Origin of the sequence: Butyrivibrio hungatei DSM 14810 (genome assembly GCF_900143205.1) — a bacterium.
In the GTDB taxonomy this organism is placed as follows: Bacteria; Bacillota; Clostridia; order Lachnospirales; family Lachnospiraceae; genus Butyrivibrio; species Butyrivibrio hungatei.
Genome location: NZ_FRDH01000013.1, coordinates 55,155 through 73,267 on the forward strand (window position 1 = coordinate 55,155; position 18,113 = coordinate 73,267).

At 41.1% G+C, this 18,113-nt stretch carries 14 protein-coding genes; all 14 read right to left on the reverse strand.

The genetic code is table 11. The features are described from left to right. Nucleotides 1–14: 14 nt before the first annotated feature. Nucleotides 15–1,475, reverse strand: a complete 1,461-nt coding sequence (locus BUA02_RS13805; RefSeq protein ID WP_072705256.1) for an MBOAT family O-acyltransferase — start codon at nucleotides 1,473–1,475, stop codon at nucleotides 15–17. Next, nucleotides 1,468–2,412: a glycosyltransferase family 2 protein gene (locus tag BUA02_RS13810; RefSeq protein ID WP_071175315.1), complete on the reverse strand. Its 945-nt coding sequence runs from the start codon at nucleotides 2,410–2,412 to the stop codon at nucleotides 1,468–1,470. The genes BUA02_RS13805 and BUA02_RS13810 overlap by 8 nt, the downstream gene beginning before the upstream one ends. Nucleotides 2,413–2,482: 70 nt before the next feature. Continuing rightward, nucleotides 2,483–4,060, reverse strand: a complete 1,578-nt coding sequence (locus BUA02_RS13815) for an NAD(P)/FAD-dependent oxidoreductase (RefSeq protein ID WP_072705259.1) — start codon at nucleotides 4,058–4,060, stop codon at nucleotides 2,483–2,485. A gap of 161 nt (nucleotides 4,061–4,221) precedes the next feature. Next, nucleotides 4,222–5,454, reverse strand: a complete 1,233-nt coding sequence (locus BUA02_RS13820; RefSeq protein ID WP_072705262.1) for an SGNH/GDSL hydrolase family protein — start codon at nucleotides 5,452–5,454, stop codon at nucleotides 4,222–4,224. A gap of 129 nt (nucleotides 5,455–5,583) precedes the next feature. Further along, nucleotides 5,584–6,819, reverse strand: a complete 1,236-nt coding sequence (locus tag BUA02_RS13825; RefSeq protein WP_072705265.1) for a lipopolysaccharide biosynthesis protein — start codon at nucleotides 6,817–6,819, stop codon at nucleotides 5,584–5,586. Next, nucleotides 6,809–7,759 carry a glycosyltransferase family 2 protein gene (locus BUA02_RS13830; protein WP_072705268.1) on the reverse strand — a complete coding sequence of 317 codons (951 nt, stop codon included), beginning with the start codon at nucleotides 7,757–7,759 and terminating at the stop codon, nucleotides 6,809–6,811. Before BUA02_RS13830 ends, BUA02_RS13825 begins: the two co-directional genes overlap by 11 nt. A gap of 123 nt (nucleotides 7,760–7,882) precedes the next feature. Beyond that, nucleotides 7,883–9,745: a DUF6044 family protein gene (locus BUA02_RS13835; protein ID WP_072705270.1), complete on the reverse strand. Its 1,863-nt coding sequence runs from the start codon at nucleotides 9,743–9,745 to the stop codon at nucleotides 7,883–7,885. A 21-nt stretch (nucleotides 9,746–9,766) separates the two neighbouring features. Then, nucleotides 9,767–10,786: a radical SAM/SPASM domain-containing protein gene (locus BUA02_RS13840; protein ID WP_072705273.1), complete on the reverse strand. Its 1,020-nt coding sequence runs from the start codon at nucleotides 10,784–10,786 to the stop codon at nucleotides 9,767–9,769. Between the two features lie 40 nt (nucleotides 10,787–10,826). Next, the gene (locus BUA02_RS13845; protein WP_072705275.1) at nucleotides 10,827–12,365 is read right to left on the reverse strand and encodes a glycosyltransferase family 39 protein; all 1,539 of its coding nucleotides are present in this window, start codon (nucleotides 12,363–12,365) and stop codon (nucleotides 10,827–10,829) included. Then, on the reverse strand, nucleotides 12,355–13,608 hold the full coding sequence (locus tag BUA02_RS13850; protein ID WP_072705278.1) for a hypothetical protein: 1,254 nt from the start codon (nucleotides 13,606–13,608) through the stop codon (nucleotides 12,355–12,357). The genes BUA02_RS13845 and BUA02_RS13850 overlap by 11 nt, the downstream gene beginning before the upstream one ends. Nucleotides 13,609–13,623: 15 nt before the next feature. Beyond that, the gene (locus BUA02_RS13855; protein WP_072705281.1) at nucleotides 13,624–14,946 is read right to left on the reverse strand and encodes a sugar phosphate nucleotidyltransferase; all 1,323 of its coding nucleotides are present in this window, start codon (nucleotides 14,944–14,946) and stop codon (nucleotides 13,624–13,626) included. 557 nt (nucleotides 14,947–15,503) lie between these two features. Next, nucleotides 15,504–16,643, reverse strand: coding sequence for a DegT/DnrJ/EryC1/StrS family aminotransferase (locus tag BUA02_RS13860; protein WP_072705284.1), 1,140 nt, complete (start codon nucleotides 16,641–16,643; stop codon nucleotides 15,504–15,506). 91 nt (nucleotides 16,644–16,734) lie between these two features. Beyond that, nucleotides 16,735–17,670 (reverse strand): glycosyltransferase family 2 protein, encoded by a 936-nt coding sequence (locus BUA02_RS13865; protein WP_072705287.1) that lies wholly within the window; start codon nucleotides 17,668–17,670, stop codon nucleotides 16,735–16,737. 8 nt (nucleotides 17,671–17,678) lie between these two features. Further along, on the reverse strand, nucleotides 17,679–18,104 hold the full coding sequence (locus tag BUA02_RS13870) for a sugar 3,4-ketoisomerase (protein WP_071175303.1): 426 nt from the start codon (nucleotides 18,102–18,104) through the stop codon (nucleotides 17,679–17,681). Nucleotides 18,105–18,113 lie beyond the last annotated feature (9 nt).

Here is an 18,113-nt window from a genome sequence, read left to right on the forward strand (position 1 = left end):
AAGTTTTCCCATCATCAAAACTGCTGATAAATAAAGCTTCCTGCGTCGTATCCAGGTCCCCAGATTCCAAGGATCAGGATAATAAGTACTCCAACAAGTCCGATCAGATAACGAACCCAGATTCCCTGACTCATTATCTTTTCCCTTACAATAATTCCGTAGTAGTTTGCAATGTCAACCAGGATAACCAGCATTATTCCAAGGATCGCAACTAGGAAATCCAGTCTTGTAAGGCCGTATGAATAAAGGCTCTGGTCCATGATCTGCCATGGAGTGAATACCAAACTATTCTTTATAACCGCAAAAGCCTGTGCCATACTGGATGCTCTAAAGAACACCCACGCATAATTCACAAGAAGGAACGTAACAACAATCTTAATGAGCCTGTGTGAAAAAGCTCTTCTCTCAACCTTGAAGGTATCTACAAGGAAGTCTCTGACAGGTCTTAAAAGATATCCTATAACCTGATATACTCCGTGTAAAAATCCCCAGAATACAAAGGTCCAGGCAGCTCCATGCCAAAGTCCTGAAACTGCAAATACGATAAGGACATTCAGGTACTTACGAACGGTGCCTTTTCTGTTACCTCCAAGTGGAATATAGAGATAATCTCTAAACCAGGTACTAAGAGATATGTGCCATCTTCTCCAGAATTCAGCAATACTTCCGGAAAGATATGGACTTTCAAAGTTCTTCATAACGTCAATTCCCAGAATCCTTGCCATACCGATAGCAATGTGGGAATATCCTGCAAAGTCGCAGTAGATCTCAAATGTGTAAAAGATAGTAGCCATAAATGCTGTAAATCCCACAGCACCGGCTGGATTACTATAAACTCCCGCAACGTAGATAGAAAGCCTGTCTGCAATCACCATCTTAAGGAAATATCCCCATAACATCTGGAATAATCCATCACGAAGCCTATCGTAATCAACAGTAAGGGGATAAGTAAACTGTGGAAGCATCTTCCCAGCTCTTTCAATAGGTCCTGACAGGATCTGTGGAAAGAATGAAACAAAAAGTGCATACTTTACCACATTCCTCTCAGCCTGAATATCTTCCCTGTAAACGTCTATGAGATATCCGATTGCTTTTAACATATAAAAAGAGATACCGGTTACCGCAAGAAGCTTGATAGCGCTATCTGAAGCATCGCCGCCTGTAAGCCCCTTAAAGGTACCAACAATAAATCCAAGGTACTTAAAGACTACCAGTGTTCCAATAGTCAGAACCAGTGAACCTGTCAGCACCAGCTTTCTCTTGCCTTCATCACTTTTTCCCATCAAAAGAGCTGCACCATAAGTCAGCAGGATAACTGCCGCAAGGACTATGGTACTTCCCAGATCTATGCTGCCATAGAAGCAGATACTGGTCACAAAGAGCCAGATATATCTGAACTTCCTTGGAATGACAAAGTTAAATAATACTACAACCGGTAAGAATATGAAAAAGTACAGGGAAATAAAACTACTCATCGAAATTTATTCTCTTTTCTTCTACAACTATTGGTCTGCCGATTACTCGTGTATTGATATTAAGGATGTATTCACCCATAAGTCCGATAAAAAACAGCTGTATAGCGCCGATAAGGAACATACCAATGATCATTGGTGCATAACCTGCGTGGAAGCTATACCAGTGTGTGAGCTTAAGTATAAGGTATACAAAAGCCACAATTATATCTATAAGTGCGCAGATAAAGCCTGCAAAGGTACAAAGACGAAGTCCAACCTTAGTGTATGATGTAATGCTGAGCATTGCTGCATCATAGAGGGTATAGAAGTTATTGTGGGTCTTGCCTGCTCTACGCTGTGGCTGCTCGTACTCAACTGTTGTCATGTTAAAGCCTTCACCGTACTCAGCAACAATTCCTCTGATAAATGGAATTGGGTCATCAAGCTGTCTAAGGAGCTGGATGAAGGTCTTGTCATAAAGTCCAAATCCTGTAAAGTGCTCGATCATGCGAACACTGGACATGTTCTTGATAGTCTTGTAATACATGGTTCTAAGGAAATAGATAAACCCGTTTTCCTTACTTGAAGACTTAACACCACTAACGATCTTGTGGCCTTCCTCCCACTTTTTTACAAAAACAGGAATGAGCTCAACCGGATCCTGAAAGTCTGCGCAGATAGGAATAACACAGTCTCCATCAAGAGAGCACATGCCGTGGAATGGAGAGTTAAACTGTCCAAAGTTAGTAACGTTAAAGATTGCCTTGATCTTCTTGTTGCCTTCACAGATCTTCTCAATCTTGTCTCTTGTTCCATCAGTTGATGCGTTGTCGATAAATACGATCTCGTAATCATACTGTGGAAGCTCTGTCTTTAATACATTTTCTGCTGCTGCAGATATTCCCTCTACATTTTCACTTTCATTAAAGCAGGGAATCAAAATACTGATCTTTTTCATAATAATCCTCTAAAACATAACTAATGCGGTGCGATAACACGCACCGCATAAACTTACTAAATTCAAAAACTTAATCTACCTGAACTTCATCTGAAACTTCTTCAGTTGTTTCATGGTATTCTTTTTCTGTGTTGACATTCCAAATGTTGCTGCGGTCTGTCTCGCCACTCAAGATGTTCTTAACAGTCTCAAAAGATGTGCACATTGAGTGGTCAATATTGTTGTAACGGTGCTGTCCATTACGTCCTACACAATAGAGGTTGTCAATCGTGTTGAGGTAATCAACAAGCTTGTCCATTTCAGCATATGTATCAAAGTAAGCAGGATATGCCTTCTTAACTCTTTCCATGTGATAATCAAGAACTTCATCAGGGCTGTTTATAAGCTTAAGTGTAACCATCTCATCGATAGCCATCTTAGCAAACTCATCTTCAGTCATGTTCCACATTGAATCACCTTCAAAGCAGAAGTACTCAAGACCTACCCATACTGTGTTCTCAAGGTCTTTTACCAGATAAGGAGACCAGTTATTGTAGATCTGGAATCTACCCATCTTAACTGTTCTGTCCTGAACGTATACCCAGTTATCTGGAACGATGCCGCCCATAGTCTTGAGCTTGGTCTTGTTCTCAAGGTTAAGCTTAGGAACCAGAACACCAAGTGTCATGTAATCTCTGTAAGGAAGACCCTTAGCAATTCTAAGTGGATCTGCAGGAACATCATTCATACCCTCTACAAGGTCCTTAACAGGCATTGAGCTGATGAAGATATCACCTTCGATCTCCATCTCACTGCCATCCATGAGATATGTGATACCAACGATGTGATCGCCCTTCTTACGGATCTTGGTAACTTTAGCATTCATAACGATAGTTCCGCCAAGCTCCTTGATCTGCTGAGCTGTTACTTCCCAGAGCTGACCAGGTCCAAGCTTTGGATAATGGAACTCTTCGATAAGTGAAGTCTCTACCTTGCCGTCCTTGTTGCCGTGCTTCTTGTTAAGAGCATTCTTGAGAACTGCCATGATAGACACACCCTTAACTCTCTGAGCGCCCCATGAAGGATCGATCTCAGATGGGTGTCTGCCCCAAAGATTCTCTGTGTAGTACTCAAAGAACATTGAGTAAAGCTTCTTACCAAATCTGTTAACGTAAAAATCTTCAAGAGACTTCTCTTCTCTCTTGTGGATCATAGCCCCAAGATATGAAAAGCCACATGCTATAGTCTTAAGAAGTCCCATATTCTTGAAGGTCTCAACCTTAAGAGATATAGGATAATCATAGAACTTGCGGTCAAAGAAGATTCTGGATACACGATTACGCTTCAGCATAACCTTGTCAGTCTTCTCAGGATCTGGTCCGCCATCAGCCAGCTCCATCTGTCTCTCTAACGCAATGTCATCGTATGCAGGCTTGCCCTGAAGTGGAAGCATCTTTTCCCACCACTCGTTTACCTCTGGAACCTTGGAAAAGAATCTGTGTCCTCCCATGTCCATACGATTTCCCTTGTAATTTACAGTCCTGGAAATACCACCAAAAGCTGCTGTCTCCTCAAAAACCACCACCTGATAGTCCTTAGATTTAGACAAAAGCTCATATGCTGCAGTTAAACCTGCAGGACCTGCCCCAATTATTACAACCTTTTTCATTCCTTTATCCTCAATCGTAAATTAATCTTTTCAAACATAAGTAGTATACCTTATATAAAGACATTGTTCAAATTTTAGTACACTACCAAAGCAAAATAAAAACCTGCTCCCATGTTTTCTGATGGAAGCAGGTTAAATACCAAAAATTTTAGGTTGTGGACTTACTGTTGCTGCTGTTCCTGGGCTGACTCATTTGCTGCCTCTACAGATGAAGCATCAATTTCCTCCTGAGTTACAGGTGGTGCAAGAAGATACTCGCCGTTCTGCATCTTGGCCCAAGCTTCTGGATAATACTGCTGCATAAGATCATGTCTGAATCTGAAGTACTCATCAGGATCGAAATTAGCAATTTCGATGTTATCACGCTCAAGGTAAGCGTATGGTTCATAGCCTTCGTAGAAATTAGGGATATGAGCAAGAAGTCTTGCAAATATCTGTCTACCTGTAAGTGTAAGGTGAACACCATCTATAAGGTACTGCTCAGCAGTATCAAGATAAAGATCTGAGTGCTCTCTGAACATTCCGTCAAAGTCGATGCATCCCTCATCCTCAGAAACATTCTTGGCCTTCTTGGCGTAATCAGCAAGTGTGCCATATCCGTTACTTACAACATATGTATCACCGATAAATGCATCGTTTGTATCCTTGTAGATTCCATAGAATGGAGTCATGATAATGATCTTGGCATCAGGGCTCATCTTCTTTAAGATATCAATACCTGCGCACATAGCATCATAATATGCATGAATTCTGTTGTCTCCATCATACTGGGTGTAATCGATAGGGTTGCCGCTAAAGAAATCGTTGGCACCATACTCGATAACATAGTAATCAACCTTTGCAGGATCGATCTTGTTCATAGTCTCAAGAACTTCCGGATGGCTTGCAAGAACTGCATTTCTATCTGCCTGTCCTGAGTATGCATAAGCCATACCGATGAAGCTATCTGAATTCATAGTAGCTGGATCAACTGATGATGATGAAGCCTCAAGAGCTGCTGTAGTACCACCAATACCAAGGTTATAAACTACTGAATGAGGAACTCTTTGAGAAACAAGTGAAGGGATATCTGTTCCATCTCCTCTTCCGCTTGCCATCTGGCTATCTCCAAAGAATACCATAACTGTCTGATCTTCATCAGCCGCTACCTGCTTATCAACTGTTGATGTAGAAGCAGAAGCGCTTGACTCTTCAAAAGTAGGCTCTGCAAGACCTTCCATAACTACGATTGAGCTAACTGAAGCTGCATCATCCTCTGCAGAATCTTCATTAGAAGCCTCATCTCCCACATACTCATTTGCTGTCTGAACATCATTATTCTTAAGGCCGCAACCAGATACCATTATTGTAATTGTTGAAATAACTGCTATTGCAGCCATTAGTTTTCTTTTCATCCTTTTAATTCCTCCTAACAAAACTCATTCTACCACTTGTTTCGGATTTGGAAATAGAAAAGCAAAAAAATTAAGGAAATCTGCTGTTAATCTTAAGAAAGTCTTAAGAAGTTAACACTATTTCGATAATTAATTATCGGTGCCAATAGTTTCCTTTTGAATCTTATTAAGCTTTTTCATGCCAAGGATCATGGTAAATCCAAATCTCACAAGGTTAACAATAACGAGTCCGTAAGCTATTCCGGGAAGTCCCAGTATGTAAGTCATAGGAATAACTACTACGCAGAAAGCTACCGCGTAAACTGCATTTATAAGAAGCTGCAGTTTCTCAGCAGAAAAGCTCATGATGATGACCATAAGTGAACCTGATATGAAGTAAAGGATTTGTCCTAAGTTTGCCACAAAGAAATATGGAACAGTCTCCTCAAAAACATCAGGATACATTATCTGTACAAAAAGATATGATACTCCTGTGCAGCAGATAGCTCCAATAACTGTAAGCACAAGGAATGCTGCTGCGATGATTCCAAATCTCTTTTTATTAAGCTCTATCTTGTAGTTAGTAAGATAGCTTATGATAACGCCGTTTAGCGGAGTTGTGAGCATTGCTACGATCTTACCCACAAGACTTGCTGTGTAGTAAATTGTAACTTCCCTTGAACCAACCGCAAGTCTTAATAAGATCCTGTCTGAATGAAGGATCAGTGCACCCAGCAAATTACTGGCAGATATAAAGAAAAGAGATTTCATATTCTCTTTAAAGCTACTGGAAATTTCTGTAAATGGCGCCCTAAAGATCCTGCCTCTTACCACGGTGTAGATGATACCAAAGACTTCACCTGTAAGGATTGTAATAACCCAGTTGCCGGTGTATCTATATAACCTAAGGCCTAGGATATAACCCAAAGAAACTGATGTGAAGAACAGGAAGTAATCAAGGAACTTAATGTTCATCCTGTATTCAACATCAGAATAGTATCTGGCAACAGTTATAGCCATCAGCACAAATACCCAGATAAACTGGATAAGATCAAGGCTATGGATCGCAATAAGTGAACCTATAGTTACAGGTATCGATATCAGGGTGATGATCAGAAGGAAAAGGTTGTAATCACCGTTTGCTTCTGTTCTGTCTTTTTTGGCTACCATACGTGAGTAACTGCCAGCGGTACCAAAACCTGCGCCCATGATGGACACTGCTGATATCAAATAAAGAACGGTGCCAAAAGCATCCGCCCCAACATAAGTCTCAAGTCTTGGGTAGATCAGAAGCTGAAGGACACCGTTATAGATTACCAGCGCAAGTACACTGAATATAAAGTCTTTTGATGCATTTAAAACTAATTTCTTATTATTACTTTTCATTATCTGAATAATCCGTCTCTTTGTGCCTCTGAAGCATGTTCAGCTGCATCTCAAATTCTCTCCTGTTGTTGATAGCCATTGTAGAAAGAAGCACTCCTACAAAGAAGCTCTGTACCGCAGCCATCATAACAAAGCAGCACACGATAAGTGTTGGGATCCTTGGAACAAGATGTGTTGCCCAGTATTCCTGAAGGATTGGAACAAAGAAGATAACTGAAAGGATAGCAAGAAGACCAGCAAGGATTGAGAAAAATCCAAATGGCTTGTAGCTTCTGTAAAGTCTTGCAATAGTCTTAAGGACCTTAAATCCATCAGCGTAAGTGTTGAGCTTGGACTCTGATCCTTCTGGACGATCTCTATAGTCAATAACTACATTGTCGATCTGCATGTTATTGTAGACAGCGTGGATAGTCATCTCTGTCTCAATCTCAAATCCCTTTGATAGAACAGGGAATGTCTTAACAAATTCATAGCTGAATGCTCTAAAGCCAGTCATGATATCTCTGATGTTACATCCAAAGAGCTTGTTGATGCTGCCTCTTACGAGATTGTTTCCAAAGTTGTGGAATGGTCTCTTGTTTTCCTGATAGTAGGTGCTTGATAATCTGTCACCAACAACCATATCTGAATTGTGGTTAAGAACAAGGTCAACCATCTCAGGTGCTGACTCCATAGGATATGTGTCATCACCGTCAACCATTACATATACAAGGGCATCGATCTCGCGGAACATTCTCCTTATAACATTGCCCTTGCCCTGCATGTATTCATTGCGAACTACAGCACCCTCAGCCTCTGCGATCTCAGCTGTGCGGTCCTTGGAGTTATTGTTGTAAACATATATGGTAGCCTCAGGAAGTGCCTTTTTGGCATCTCTGATAACCTTACCAATTGTCTTTTCTTCGTTGTAGCATGGAATCAAAACTGCGATCTTATCCATCTGTACCTCTTTTATCATCTATTTTGCCAGTTGCAAAAAATTTTTGTATTTCAAGTCTGTAGCTTAATTATTGTAACCTCTAATGAATCAAATGACAACCAATCAGGATTTCACTAGCTTCTTTCAAGTTTCCGGAAATCCATATACATAAATAGTATATGGTGAGCTCTTATCTTCATAGGTTCCAATAAGCTCAATGCCTGTTTCCTCGGCATTAGAGATTTCAATCCTGGATAGAATGTACTTGCAATGAAGGTCCTTAAGTGACTGTGCATTGATATAAATATCTGTATCTGTAACACCAGTCATACTCTTTGTTGCCATGACTATTGAAAGGTCAGAGCCAGAGTATAGATAACACCTTGCTCCCCAATCATCGTAGTAAAGTCTTGTAGGCTCCATTCTCTCAAGGGCCGGTGCAATAACCTCTCTAAATCTCTCTTTGTAGCTCTGAGGATAGAATCCCAGATAGCCATCAAGTGTGTAGAAGCCGTTGTACTCAAGGATTGCAGGATGCATACCATAGGCAACGCAGTAATCCTCGCCGTTGTAATCAAGGTCCTTTTTTATCTTGTCAAAGAGCTCTGTTGAATAGAACTCTCTATAATTAAGGTCATCGTTTTCGTGATGGAACAGTTCCTGTCTTGCTGTCAAAAGAGCTGTTCTATAAAGGTCATTGTATCTTGTAGGAGTAAAAAGAACTATGCCTATAGCCACAAGGATCACAACATACTGCATAAAGAGCATGAAGTTCAGAGCGCCCTTTGACTTATGTCTTCTAAACTTGTTGTCAGAGTTCTTTTTATAGCATCTGTAAACGATGATGAACAAAAGAACGCACCAGATAAACGGATTAAAGAAGATTGTCCTGTTGTACTGGAAGCCCGTAAGTGGAGGAAGGAGCGTTTCTATCACAAACTCCACAGGCTCTGAATAGTAAAGGCCGTAAACCACGCAGTTAAATACAAGGATCAAAACTCCAAGATTAAAGTAATCAGTAAAGATACCCTCAAAATCTCTGTCAATTATGTACTTCACATTAAGGTAAATGAAGTAAACTGCGCAGATAGGCATGATAAAGAACTTGTGAAGGTCGTCAACATGCATCATGCCGTTAACAAAAATATTTCCCATTTCCCCCAATATTTCAGGAGCAGAGAGATAAGTCTGGACCATAGTCTCTCTGATAGTTGGCGTGTCAGTAAATAGCATCAGGTAAAAGAGTCTGTACTCGAATACCACATTTCCAATAGTAAGGAAGATCAGCGCATATAAAAGGCTAAAAGAAAACTTTTTGTCCTTGATCCAGAGCCAGATGATGGCTATAAACAAATATCCCAGGATAAAGAATCCAATATATGAGAAATAGGAAACAAATGGGAATAAGAAGATCAAAAACAGCCATTTAAAGCTCTTTTTAAAGGAAGCTCCCGGGCCTTTAGCTTCTGTTCCCGCCCTATAAGCTTTGATAAGTAAAAATATGATCAAAGGAATTGACGCAAATGGAATCCCAAAAGCCGGGAAAAGATTAAGTACGCCATACAAAAGACCTGTTAAAGTAGCAAAATTATCAACATGATCATCATAGAAAACCGGATTGATACTGAAATTTCCATACTTCTTGCCAGCTTCAGTCTTCTCATAGATAACCTCTAAAAGAAGGAGCCTCATTGAAAATACAGCAATGATGACCTTAAGGACATATCCTGTAACATAGGCTGCAAAAGGTGGTAAAAACATAAAAAGGACAGTGTACAAAGAAAGCTCACTTGGGAGCACGTCTCTTGATACACCGCCTAGAAATGGAGCATGCACATACTGTGCAAAGAAGCTCCCTGTATTTTGAAGCATTGCAAATTGGGCCTGAAAGAGGTCAAGATTATCCTGGATGGCAATATAACTATTCTCTCCAATTGCGGAATAAAAAATCACAACAAATAAGAGAAACAGAAATACTATGAACTTACCAATGGATAATCTCCTCATATTCTTAGCCCCAAATACTTTTTACTTAATGTTGTCGTCTTCGTTGTTCTTTTTACCGATCTTCATACGCTCGTGTCCGCCAAGCTTATTGGCAGCATCCTGGTCCCCACTCAGGATAGCGTTTACAAGCTGCATACGGAAGCCTGCATCGATAAAGTCGCAGTGCTTACAGAATGGATAATTCTGTCTGCCCTCTGCGATTGCTCTACGAACCTTCTGGAAGGCTTCGCTTCCCCACGCCTCTTTGAGAGTCATCTTCGTAAGGTCGCCAAAGTCAGTTTTTTCAAAGTTGTCACAACAGCAAAGACCCATCTTGCCATTTGGCATGATCCACATGTCTGTAAATGGTAAAAGACATGTCTCCTTGATGACCTTCTTTGTCTCCTGCTTGTTTGGAGCACTTCCTGCTCTGTTTGTAAGAACTTCCTGCAGGTATCTCATCTGGATCTGAATATCGAGATCCTTGAACTCCTCAGGATTAGCCTTAACGTAGTCATATACTTCCTGAATACTCTTGTGGAGCTTCATTTCCATTGAGTAGTTGTTGATGATGAGCTGATTGATATATGGTTTGATTGCCTTGAGCTTGTCTACACTGAGGATCAATCCGTTTGTTGACATGAAGATAAAGCAATCAGGGAGCTTCTCCCTTGCGTATTTGTGTCTCTCAACAATCTTGGTATCAAGCCATGGCTCGTTATTTCCATAAAGTGTAAGATGTCCCTTGTAGCCCCAGTCAGCAAGCTGATCAATAATGCTCTTGTAAAGGTCGTCGTCGATCTTGGCAAGTGGTCTGCACTCTGCGTTTACGTTTGCTGTACAGAATGAACATGTGGAGTTACATCTGTTGATAGTCTCGATATTTACTACATTTGGCATTGGAATTTCTTCTGCGTTAAGGAAATAATCGCAGTACTTTTTCTGAGACTTGCTTCTTGTAGCAAACTGTAACTTAAGGTAAGCGTTACTTGCAAGCATTGGGAAATGCTTCCTTGCAAACCATCCAAACTTACCCATGAAACTATTGATTCTTATTGGCATAACTAAAACCTACTTCCTAATATTCTTTATATTCTTAATCTTATCTTTTAAGCTTTTTGGAGATCATGTCCAGCGTTTCCCTGATGCCGAATGCAGCAAATGGGAGCCAGTAAACATAATATCTCATGGCATATCTCGATGATCCTTCCCAGAATTCATGGAACATAATGCCGCCAAATATAAGTATCAGTATCAGCATTTCTGAATCTGAAACTTCACCCTTTTCTAAAACATTAAATAAGTATACCACAATTCCAAAATAACAAAAGGTCATAAATACATTCATGATCCATCGTAAAATCGAATTGGTCTTACCAAAGACCAGAGACTTACAAAAGGCCGGCTGATCATCAACATGCCTTGATACAAGGTCAAGATTGTGTGTCGAGATGCAAACCGGGTCAGCCCACTGCGTCAGGAACTTTCTTGCAAGGAACCTTCCTCCGTACAATGGATGCTCTGTAAAAAGAGCTAATCGTCTCTTTATCTCAGTTATCGCTGCCTCTTTGGTTTTGTCTGTATCATAGTCATTTTCATCAAAGACGCGGTAGTTGTAGCCGTTGTACCATCCATCCTCAAGGTAGCTTTCCTGAAGTCCCATAGCTATGTGGGATACCGAAGGGCTGCCTGCCGGAATCTCCTCAAGGCCGGTAAGTGCGCAGTAATGGGTATTAACAGCTGTCTTGATGCCAAATACCATGATCAGCATTGCCGCAATGATAACTATTGTTCTCTTGACATCTCTTCCTACAGTGTTAGCAAGCCTGTGCTCTCTAACAGTGTGGAGGAGCACCATCATTATAAGTGCAATAACTGCAATCTCGCAGTTTGTCTTTAACATAACGGCTATAGCAATGAAAATGCCTGAAAGAAGCCCGTATCTAACCTTATCTCTTTTCATATAAAGGATCATGAAATATAGAGCCAAGGTCTGCGGCGCCATACTAAGGATGTCGCCATAGATATAGGTCACATAATTATAGAAAAAAAGACACCCTGCGGACATAAGAGCCATGATACCGCAGATCTCTCTATCTTCAAACATCTCCCAGGTCATCTTGTAGATGAGGTCTACTGTGATGACGATGGAAACAAGCTGCAGTATATCCCATGCCAGATAATTTCCAGTTCCAAAGATACTGCATACAAGCTGGCCAAAATAGACATAGCCAAGCTGAAAAGGCCAAATAAACAAATAACCGCCCTTTTGAGTTAAGGACGAATAATCCCCTGCCATAAAGGCATTTATTATATCATCCAAGGTCTTGGAATCATTAACGGGCTGAGGTTTTATCACAAGGATCAGCATCAGACAGTAGGCGATGCAAAAGATAAGAGCAAAGCCGATCATCTTTTTGCTGGTAAATACATCTTTTGACTTAAGAAAAGCAAAGATTCCAAATACGAGTATCAATGAAATCAGGAGCAGCGGAATGTTCTCTCTAGAGTAATGAGGGAAATCCACATCCACATGCATTTCATAGGTGATAGTAGTGAGAATGCTGGCTCCAAGCACAGTCAGAGTTGCCACCATCAGGCAGAATAATATTATGTTAAAAAAAACTTTCTTAAGCTTCACCGTACTTTTCTCCAGTATCGCCATTTATGAGCTTCATGATATCTATGGTCACATAAAGGTACGCTGCCACGTAGAAAAGTGATACTACCGGCATATTTATAAGGTCACCTGCTCTAAACAAAGTCTTTGCATAAACAGCAAGGGAGCAGATATTTGCAATAAGCATAGGCCACAGGATCTTTTTCCTAAGAAGGATCGCAAAAGGAGTCAGAAGGAGCAGTACTGAATAGTCGTACCTCTCGTGCATTCCAGGAAGGAGCACAACGCAGGTCCAGGCTGTCCAAATGGCAAGATAAAGAACTGTTCTCTTATCAAGATTTTCCTTTTTCCTGTAGCAGGTGTAGGTGATGATGACAAGCACCGCAAAAGTCAGCATGATAGCCGCTGTTGAAAGAAGACTGTCATAATCATCAAGACCTAAATTATATAGATTTGGGAAAAATGAAACCATTCCATAGCCTTCAGAATCAAGTTCCCTTGTCTGATAAAGGTATGAAAGGTAGGTTCTCCTAAGGCCATTTCCACAGAGAACTTCCGGAAGACCGGCAATAAAGTAAATTGCAGGAATCCATAAGAATTCCAGGATGCTAAAGCTGTTTCTAGCCTGCGCGTCCTTGACCACTTTGTCATAGCTGTGGAAACCCTCAGTAATATAGAGAATTATGAGAACCGGCAAAAAGATCACAGACTGGAGCTTTACTGCAAAGGCAACTCCATACCAGATGAAGGTTGCTCTGTAGTGCTGCTTTAACATATGGTAAATGGATATCAATATAAAACAAGTATAGATGGAATCCACCTGCTTCCAAAGGGAACCGTTAAAGGCAACGAATGGAAGGAAAAGTGTAGCAACTCCTGCAAACATAGAGTGGTGCTTGCGTCCTGTAAGGACATAGAAGATTCCAAAAATAGAACATGCAGATAACATCTCGCAAACATAGGTCACTACTGAAAGTGGAATCCATGGCTCCACAGGAAGGAGACTACAAAGAGCATACAGCACATTAAGTGGAACATAGTAATCGCCAATAGCGTTACCAAGGCCTTTGATAATGCCGTTTTCTCTATAGAAATCCACCCAAGGTTTGTAATAGCTCTCATAATCAGGAGAAAGAGTTGTCTCTGAAGCAAACCTGCATCTGATAGCTGTAGCAGCAAAGATCATTGCAAGCATGCAGATTTCAAAGAGATATTTACTTATTAGATTTTTGATAAACTTATCAATTCCTAATTCTTTCTTCATCTGTTCTCCTATTATTTATTCTGGAAAATCATACTTTACCTTATCTTCGACGCTGATTTCTTTTCCCACCTGAACTTCATTCAGTACAAGTTCAGTCTTTGCAATAACAGTATGCTTCTGACCTGCCTTTATAGAGATCACGTCTCCGGCCTTCACGTCTTTTTTGACATCATCAAGGATCACAGTTCCCTCGCCGCTCATAACAGTCCACACTTCGTCTCTGTGTTCGTGGCTGTGATAGTGAAGCCTATGCTCTGGTAAAAGAACTACTCTAATGACTAAAGCTTCCGGCTGAACATCAACAACTGTAAATGATCCCCAGGACTTCTCTGCGTATCTGATGTGCTGAGTAAGTCTCTCAACATAAGGCTTGATAAAGCTTGATCTACCTTTGTCTGCAACAAGGATACCGTCGTTAGAAGCTGCAACCACCATATCCTTAAGGCCCATAGCAATGATAGGAATATTAAGCTCGTTTACAACGTTACTGTTGACGCAATCTTCATCCATCTCACCCTTACCGATCATGTTCTCATGCATCTCTTCTGCAAAAGTATTCCATGATCCGATATCCTTCCAGGATCCTGAATAGCGAACTACTCCGATTGAAGTCTCGTGCTCGCCTACTGCGTAGTCGAAGCTTATCTTGTTACAGTCTTCATAGTGGTCAAAAAGATCCTGATAATCCTTGAAATCAATGAGCTCGTGAGCTCTATCGATGATATATCCAAGCTTAAATGCGAAAACACCGCAGTTCCAAAGGGCGCCTTCGTCAATATATTTCTGAGCAGTCTCTACATCAGGCTTTTCCTTGAATGCTGAAACCTTGCTGATGTGCTCTGACTTCTCAGGCTGAATATAGCCGTATTTCTCTGATGGGTAGGTTGGCTCAACGCCCATGAGGTTTAAGTTGTAGTCACCGGACTTTACCATCTTTTCAAGTTCATTGAAGCAATCAAAGTAGCTATCATCAACATATGGATCTACTGGACAGATGATAACTGCTTCATCTCTTGATACATGGAGCTTGTCCTGTAAAAAAGCTGCTGCAAGAGCAATAGCTGGAAATGTATCTCTTCTGGTTGGTTCCACACAAACTGAAACCTTATCTCCCAGCTGATTGTGAATTGCAGAAACCTGTGACTTACTGGTTGCGATAGTTACAGTTGCGTTTGCGTCAGCTCTTTTAATCTGACCATATACACGCTGAACCATAGATTCAAGTTCATCGCCACCTTCAATAGGGTGGAACATCTTTATAAACTGTTTGGATCTGACATCATTTGAAAGTGGCCAAAGTCTCTTACCACTTCCACCAGACAATAAAACTATATTCATAATATCCTTTCGTACGGCATTTTCTGTATTTTGATCATTTGCGGGACGCTCTCGCTCTGTGAAAAACGTAGCAGTACTATGGTGCTAAAAAACAGCACCTAAGTACTGACGTTTTTCAAAGCCCTTAAATGGTCAAAATACAAAAAAATACCTGTCCTGACATGTATTTATGCTTATTACTATCTTTTTACGTGTCGCATTTAACTTGTTATCAAGTTCAACATGCCTTTGGGCTATTTTACAACTTTTTGCATGCCATTTTGAGCTTGTTTTATAAGGTATTGGCATGCCTTTGGGAATTATTTCTTGCTTTTTACATGCCGGCAAACCTTAATCTTGCTGTTTTTGGCATGCCTTTTTTAAATTTTTAAAGCAATCCGCATGCCAAACATCGCCGCTATATATTCCGTAACGCAATGCCAAGCATCGCCGCTATATATTCCGTAACACAATGCCAAGCACCGCCGCTATACATTCCGTAGCACAATTCCAAGCTCTTCTCTGCCGAAACGCATCCCTTAACTTGTTGCCATACACGTTCTCTCCGAAGCGAAGCGTCAACCCTTGAAACTGTTAACAGCCTCGATTACGCGCTCCTGCTCTTCTTTGTACATGCCTGTGTAAATAGGAAGAGAGATAACCTCATTAGCGTAGCGCTCAGTAATAGGAAGGCTACCTTCTGGAAGATTGAGGTAAGCATAAGCCTCTGATCTGTGAGGAGGGATTGGGTAGTGGCAGATTGTTGTGATGCCTTTCTCCTCAAGATAAGTCTTGAACTTGTCACGCATGTTCTCGCCTATAAGCTTACCGTTTTCATCAAACTTACTAGGAACTCTAAGAACATACTGATGCCATACGCTTGTTGAACCATCGCGGACAACAGGCTTGATAACAAGATCATTGTTGATGCCATCAGTGTAAACCTTTGCTAGTTCTTCTCTTTCTTTGGTGATCTCATCCATGTGAGTTAACTTAACTCTAAGAAGTCCAGCCTGAAGCTCGTCAAGTCTTGAGTTAGCACCTACTACCATGTTGTAGTAACGCTTCTCACTACCGTAGTTTCTGTAGATCTTCATGAGACGAGCAAGCTCAGGATCATTGGTTGTAACAGCACCTGCGTCGCCGAAAGCTCCCATATTCTTGGATGGATAGAAAGAAAAGCATCCAAAATCACCAAAGCTTCCTGTAATCTGGCCATTGTGGCATGCGCCATGGGACTGAGCACAGTCCTCAACAAGTCTGAGATTATGTCTCTTACAGATGTCTACGATCTTAGTCATGTTGGCAGCCTGACCATAAAGGTGAACAACAAGAACTGCCTTAGTTTTATCTGTGATCTTTTCTTCAATCTTGTCAGCATCGATCTGATAATATTCATCAGGCTCAACGATAACTGGTTTTGCGCCGTTGATCGTAATACCCATAACGCTGGCAATGTATGTGTTACCCTGAACGATCACTTCGTCGCCCTCACCTATTCCGAGAACCTTGAATGCAAGCCAAAGTGCATCAAGTCCGCTGGCAAGTCCAACTGAGTACTTGGTTCCGATGTACTTTGCAAACTCTTCTTCAAAAGCCTCGTCCTCTTTGCCAAGGATGTACCATCCTGAGCGAAGGACTTCAAGAGCCTTCTTTTCATATTCATCCTGATATCTTTCAAAGCCTCTATCCATACGGCTCTGCATAATCTTATCCATAACTTTTCGCCTTTCTATATTCCATATCTATACATGTACATTTCTCCATACATACATTCATATACACATATACATATCAACTTACACGTGTTTACTCTTTATCGTCATGTCTTTTCACAACATCAATGATAAATGGAGGACGCTTTCTTGACTCCTCAAGAGTTCTCCAGATGTACTCTCCCAAAATTGAGAGCATGATGAACATAGCGCCAAATCCAAAGAGAATAACCGCCATAAGGGACGCATATCCAAGGATAGGAGTTCCTGTCACGATCTTCTCTCTGATGACCATGATGATTCCGATAAGAGAGCAGAGGGCAAAGAAAAATCCAAGTGTTGCCATGCATCTGATAGGGAAATATGAAAAGCTCATCATAGAGTCAACGACAAGCTTGATCTTCTTACCAAGGGTCCAACGGGATTCACCAACCTCGCGGTCCTTTCTGTGGAAGTAGATCTTCTCAGTCTTAAAGCCTATCCACATAACCTGAAGGGTAAGGGATGAGTTCTTTTCATCCATAAGCTTCAGAACTTCTATGGCTTTTCTGTCTACAAGGTAGCAGTCGCATCCACCCTGAGGCATATCCTTATTTATTGTCTTTCTGACCAGCCAGTAGTAGCAGCCTGCAAAGAACTTCTTGACAGGGTTCTCATCGCGCTGACCACGGATAGCAAGGACAACCTTGTTGCCTCTCTTCCAGCTCTCGTAGAGGTCCAGAATAAGTGTTGAATCTTCCTGAAGGTCAGCCTGCTTGGTAACTGCGCAATCACCGGTACAAACTGAAAGTCCAGCAAGGATAGCTGCGTGCTCTCCAAAGTTCCTTGAAAGCTTGGTTGCAACTACGTTAGGATCCTTTGCTGCGATCTTTTGAATGATCTCCCAGGAATTGTCGCCAGAGCCGTCATCTACGAATACGATCTCGTAGTCACCGATCTGTCCAAGGATCTTTTCCTTCATGTCATCGTATAACATCTCCAGTGTATCGGAGTTCCAATAAACCGGAATAACAATAGAAATCTTACTCATAGTACTTCTTAGTTTTCTCCCTTTTTAACTTCTTCTATAAATTCATCGTAATCACGAAGATATTCGCTATCGATGTAGTGCTCACTTGCCAATACCAAAAGAACTGAATCAGGAGAAAAGTCGTACATTTCCTTCCATACCATTGGTCCGAGATAAAGGCCCATTCTAGGCTTGTCCAGAACAACTATCTCTTTTTTGTGACCATCGTCCACAAGGACTTTACTGCTGCCGCTGACATTGATCAAAACGAACTTCGTATAGCGGTTTGCGTGCATGCCTCGTCTGATATCCGGGTCAGAGCCTGACATGTAAAAGACTCTTCTGATGTCGAAAGGAATATCAAAGCCTGAACCTTCTGCAACAACAAGGTTTCCTCTCTCATCGCCGTATTCCTTAAACTCCAATAGCTTGTATGGTTCTTTAATTTCCTGCATTACCTAATC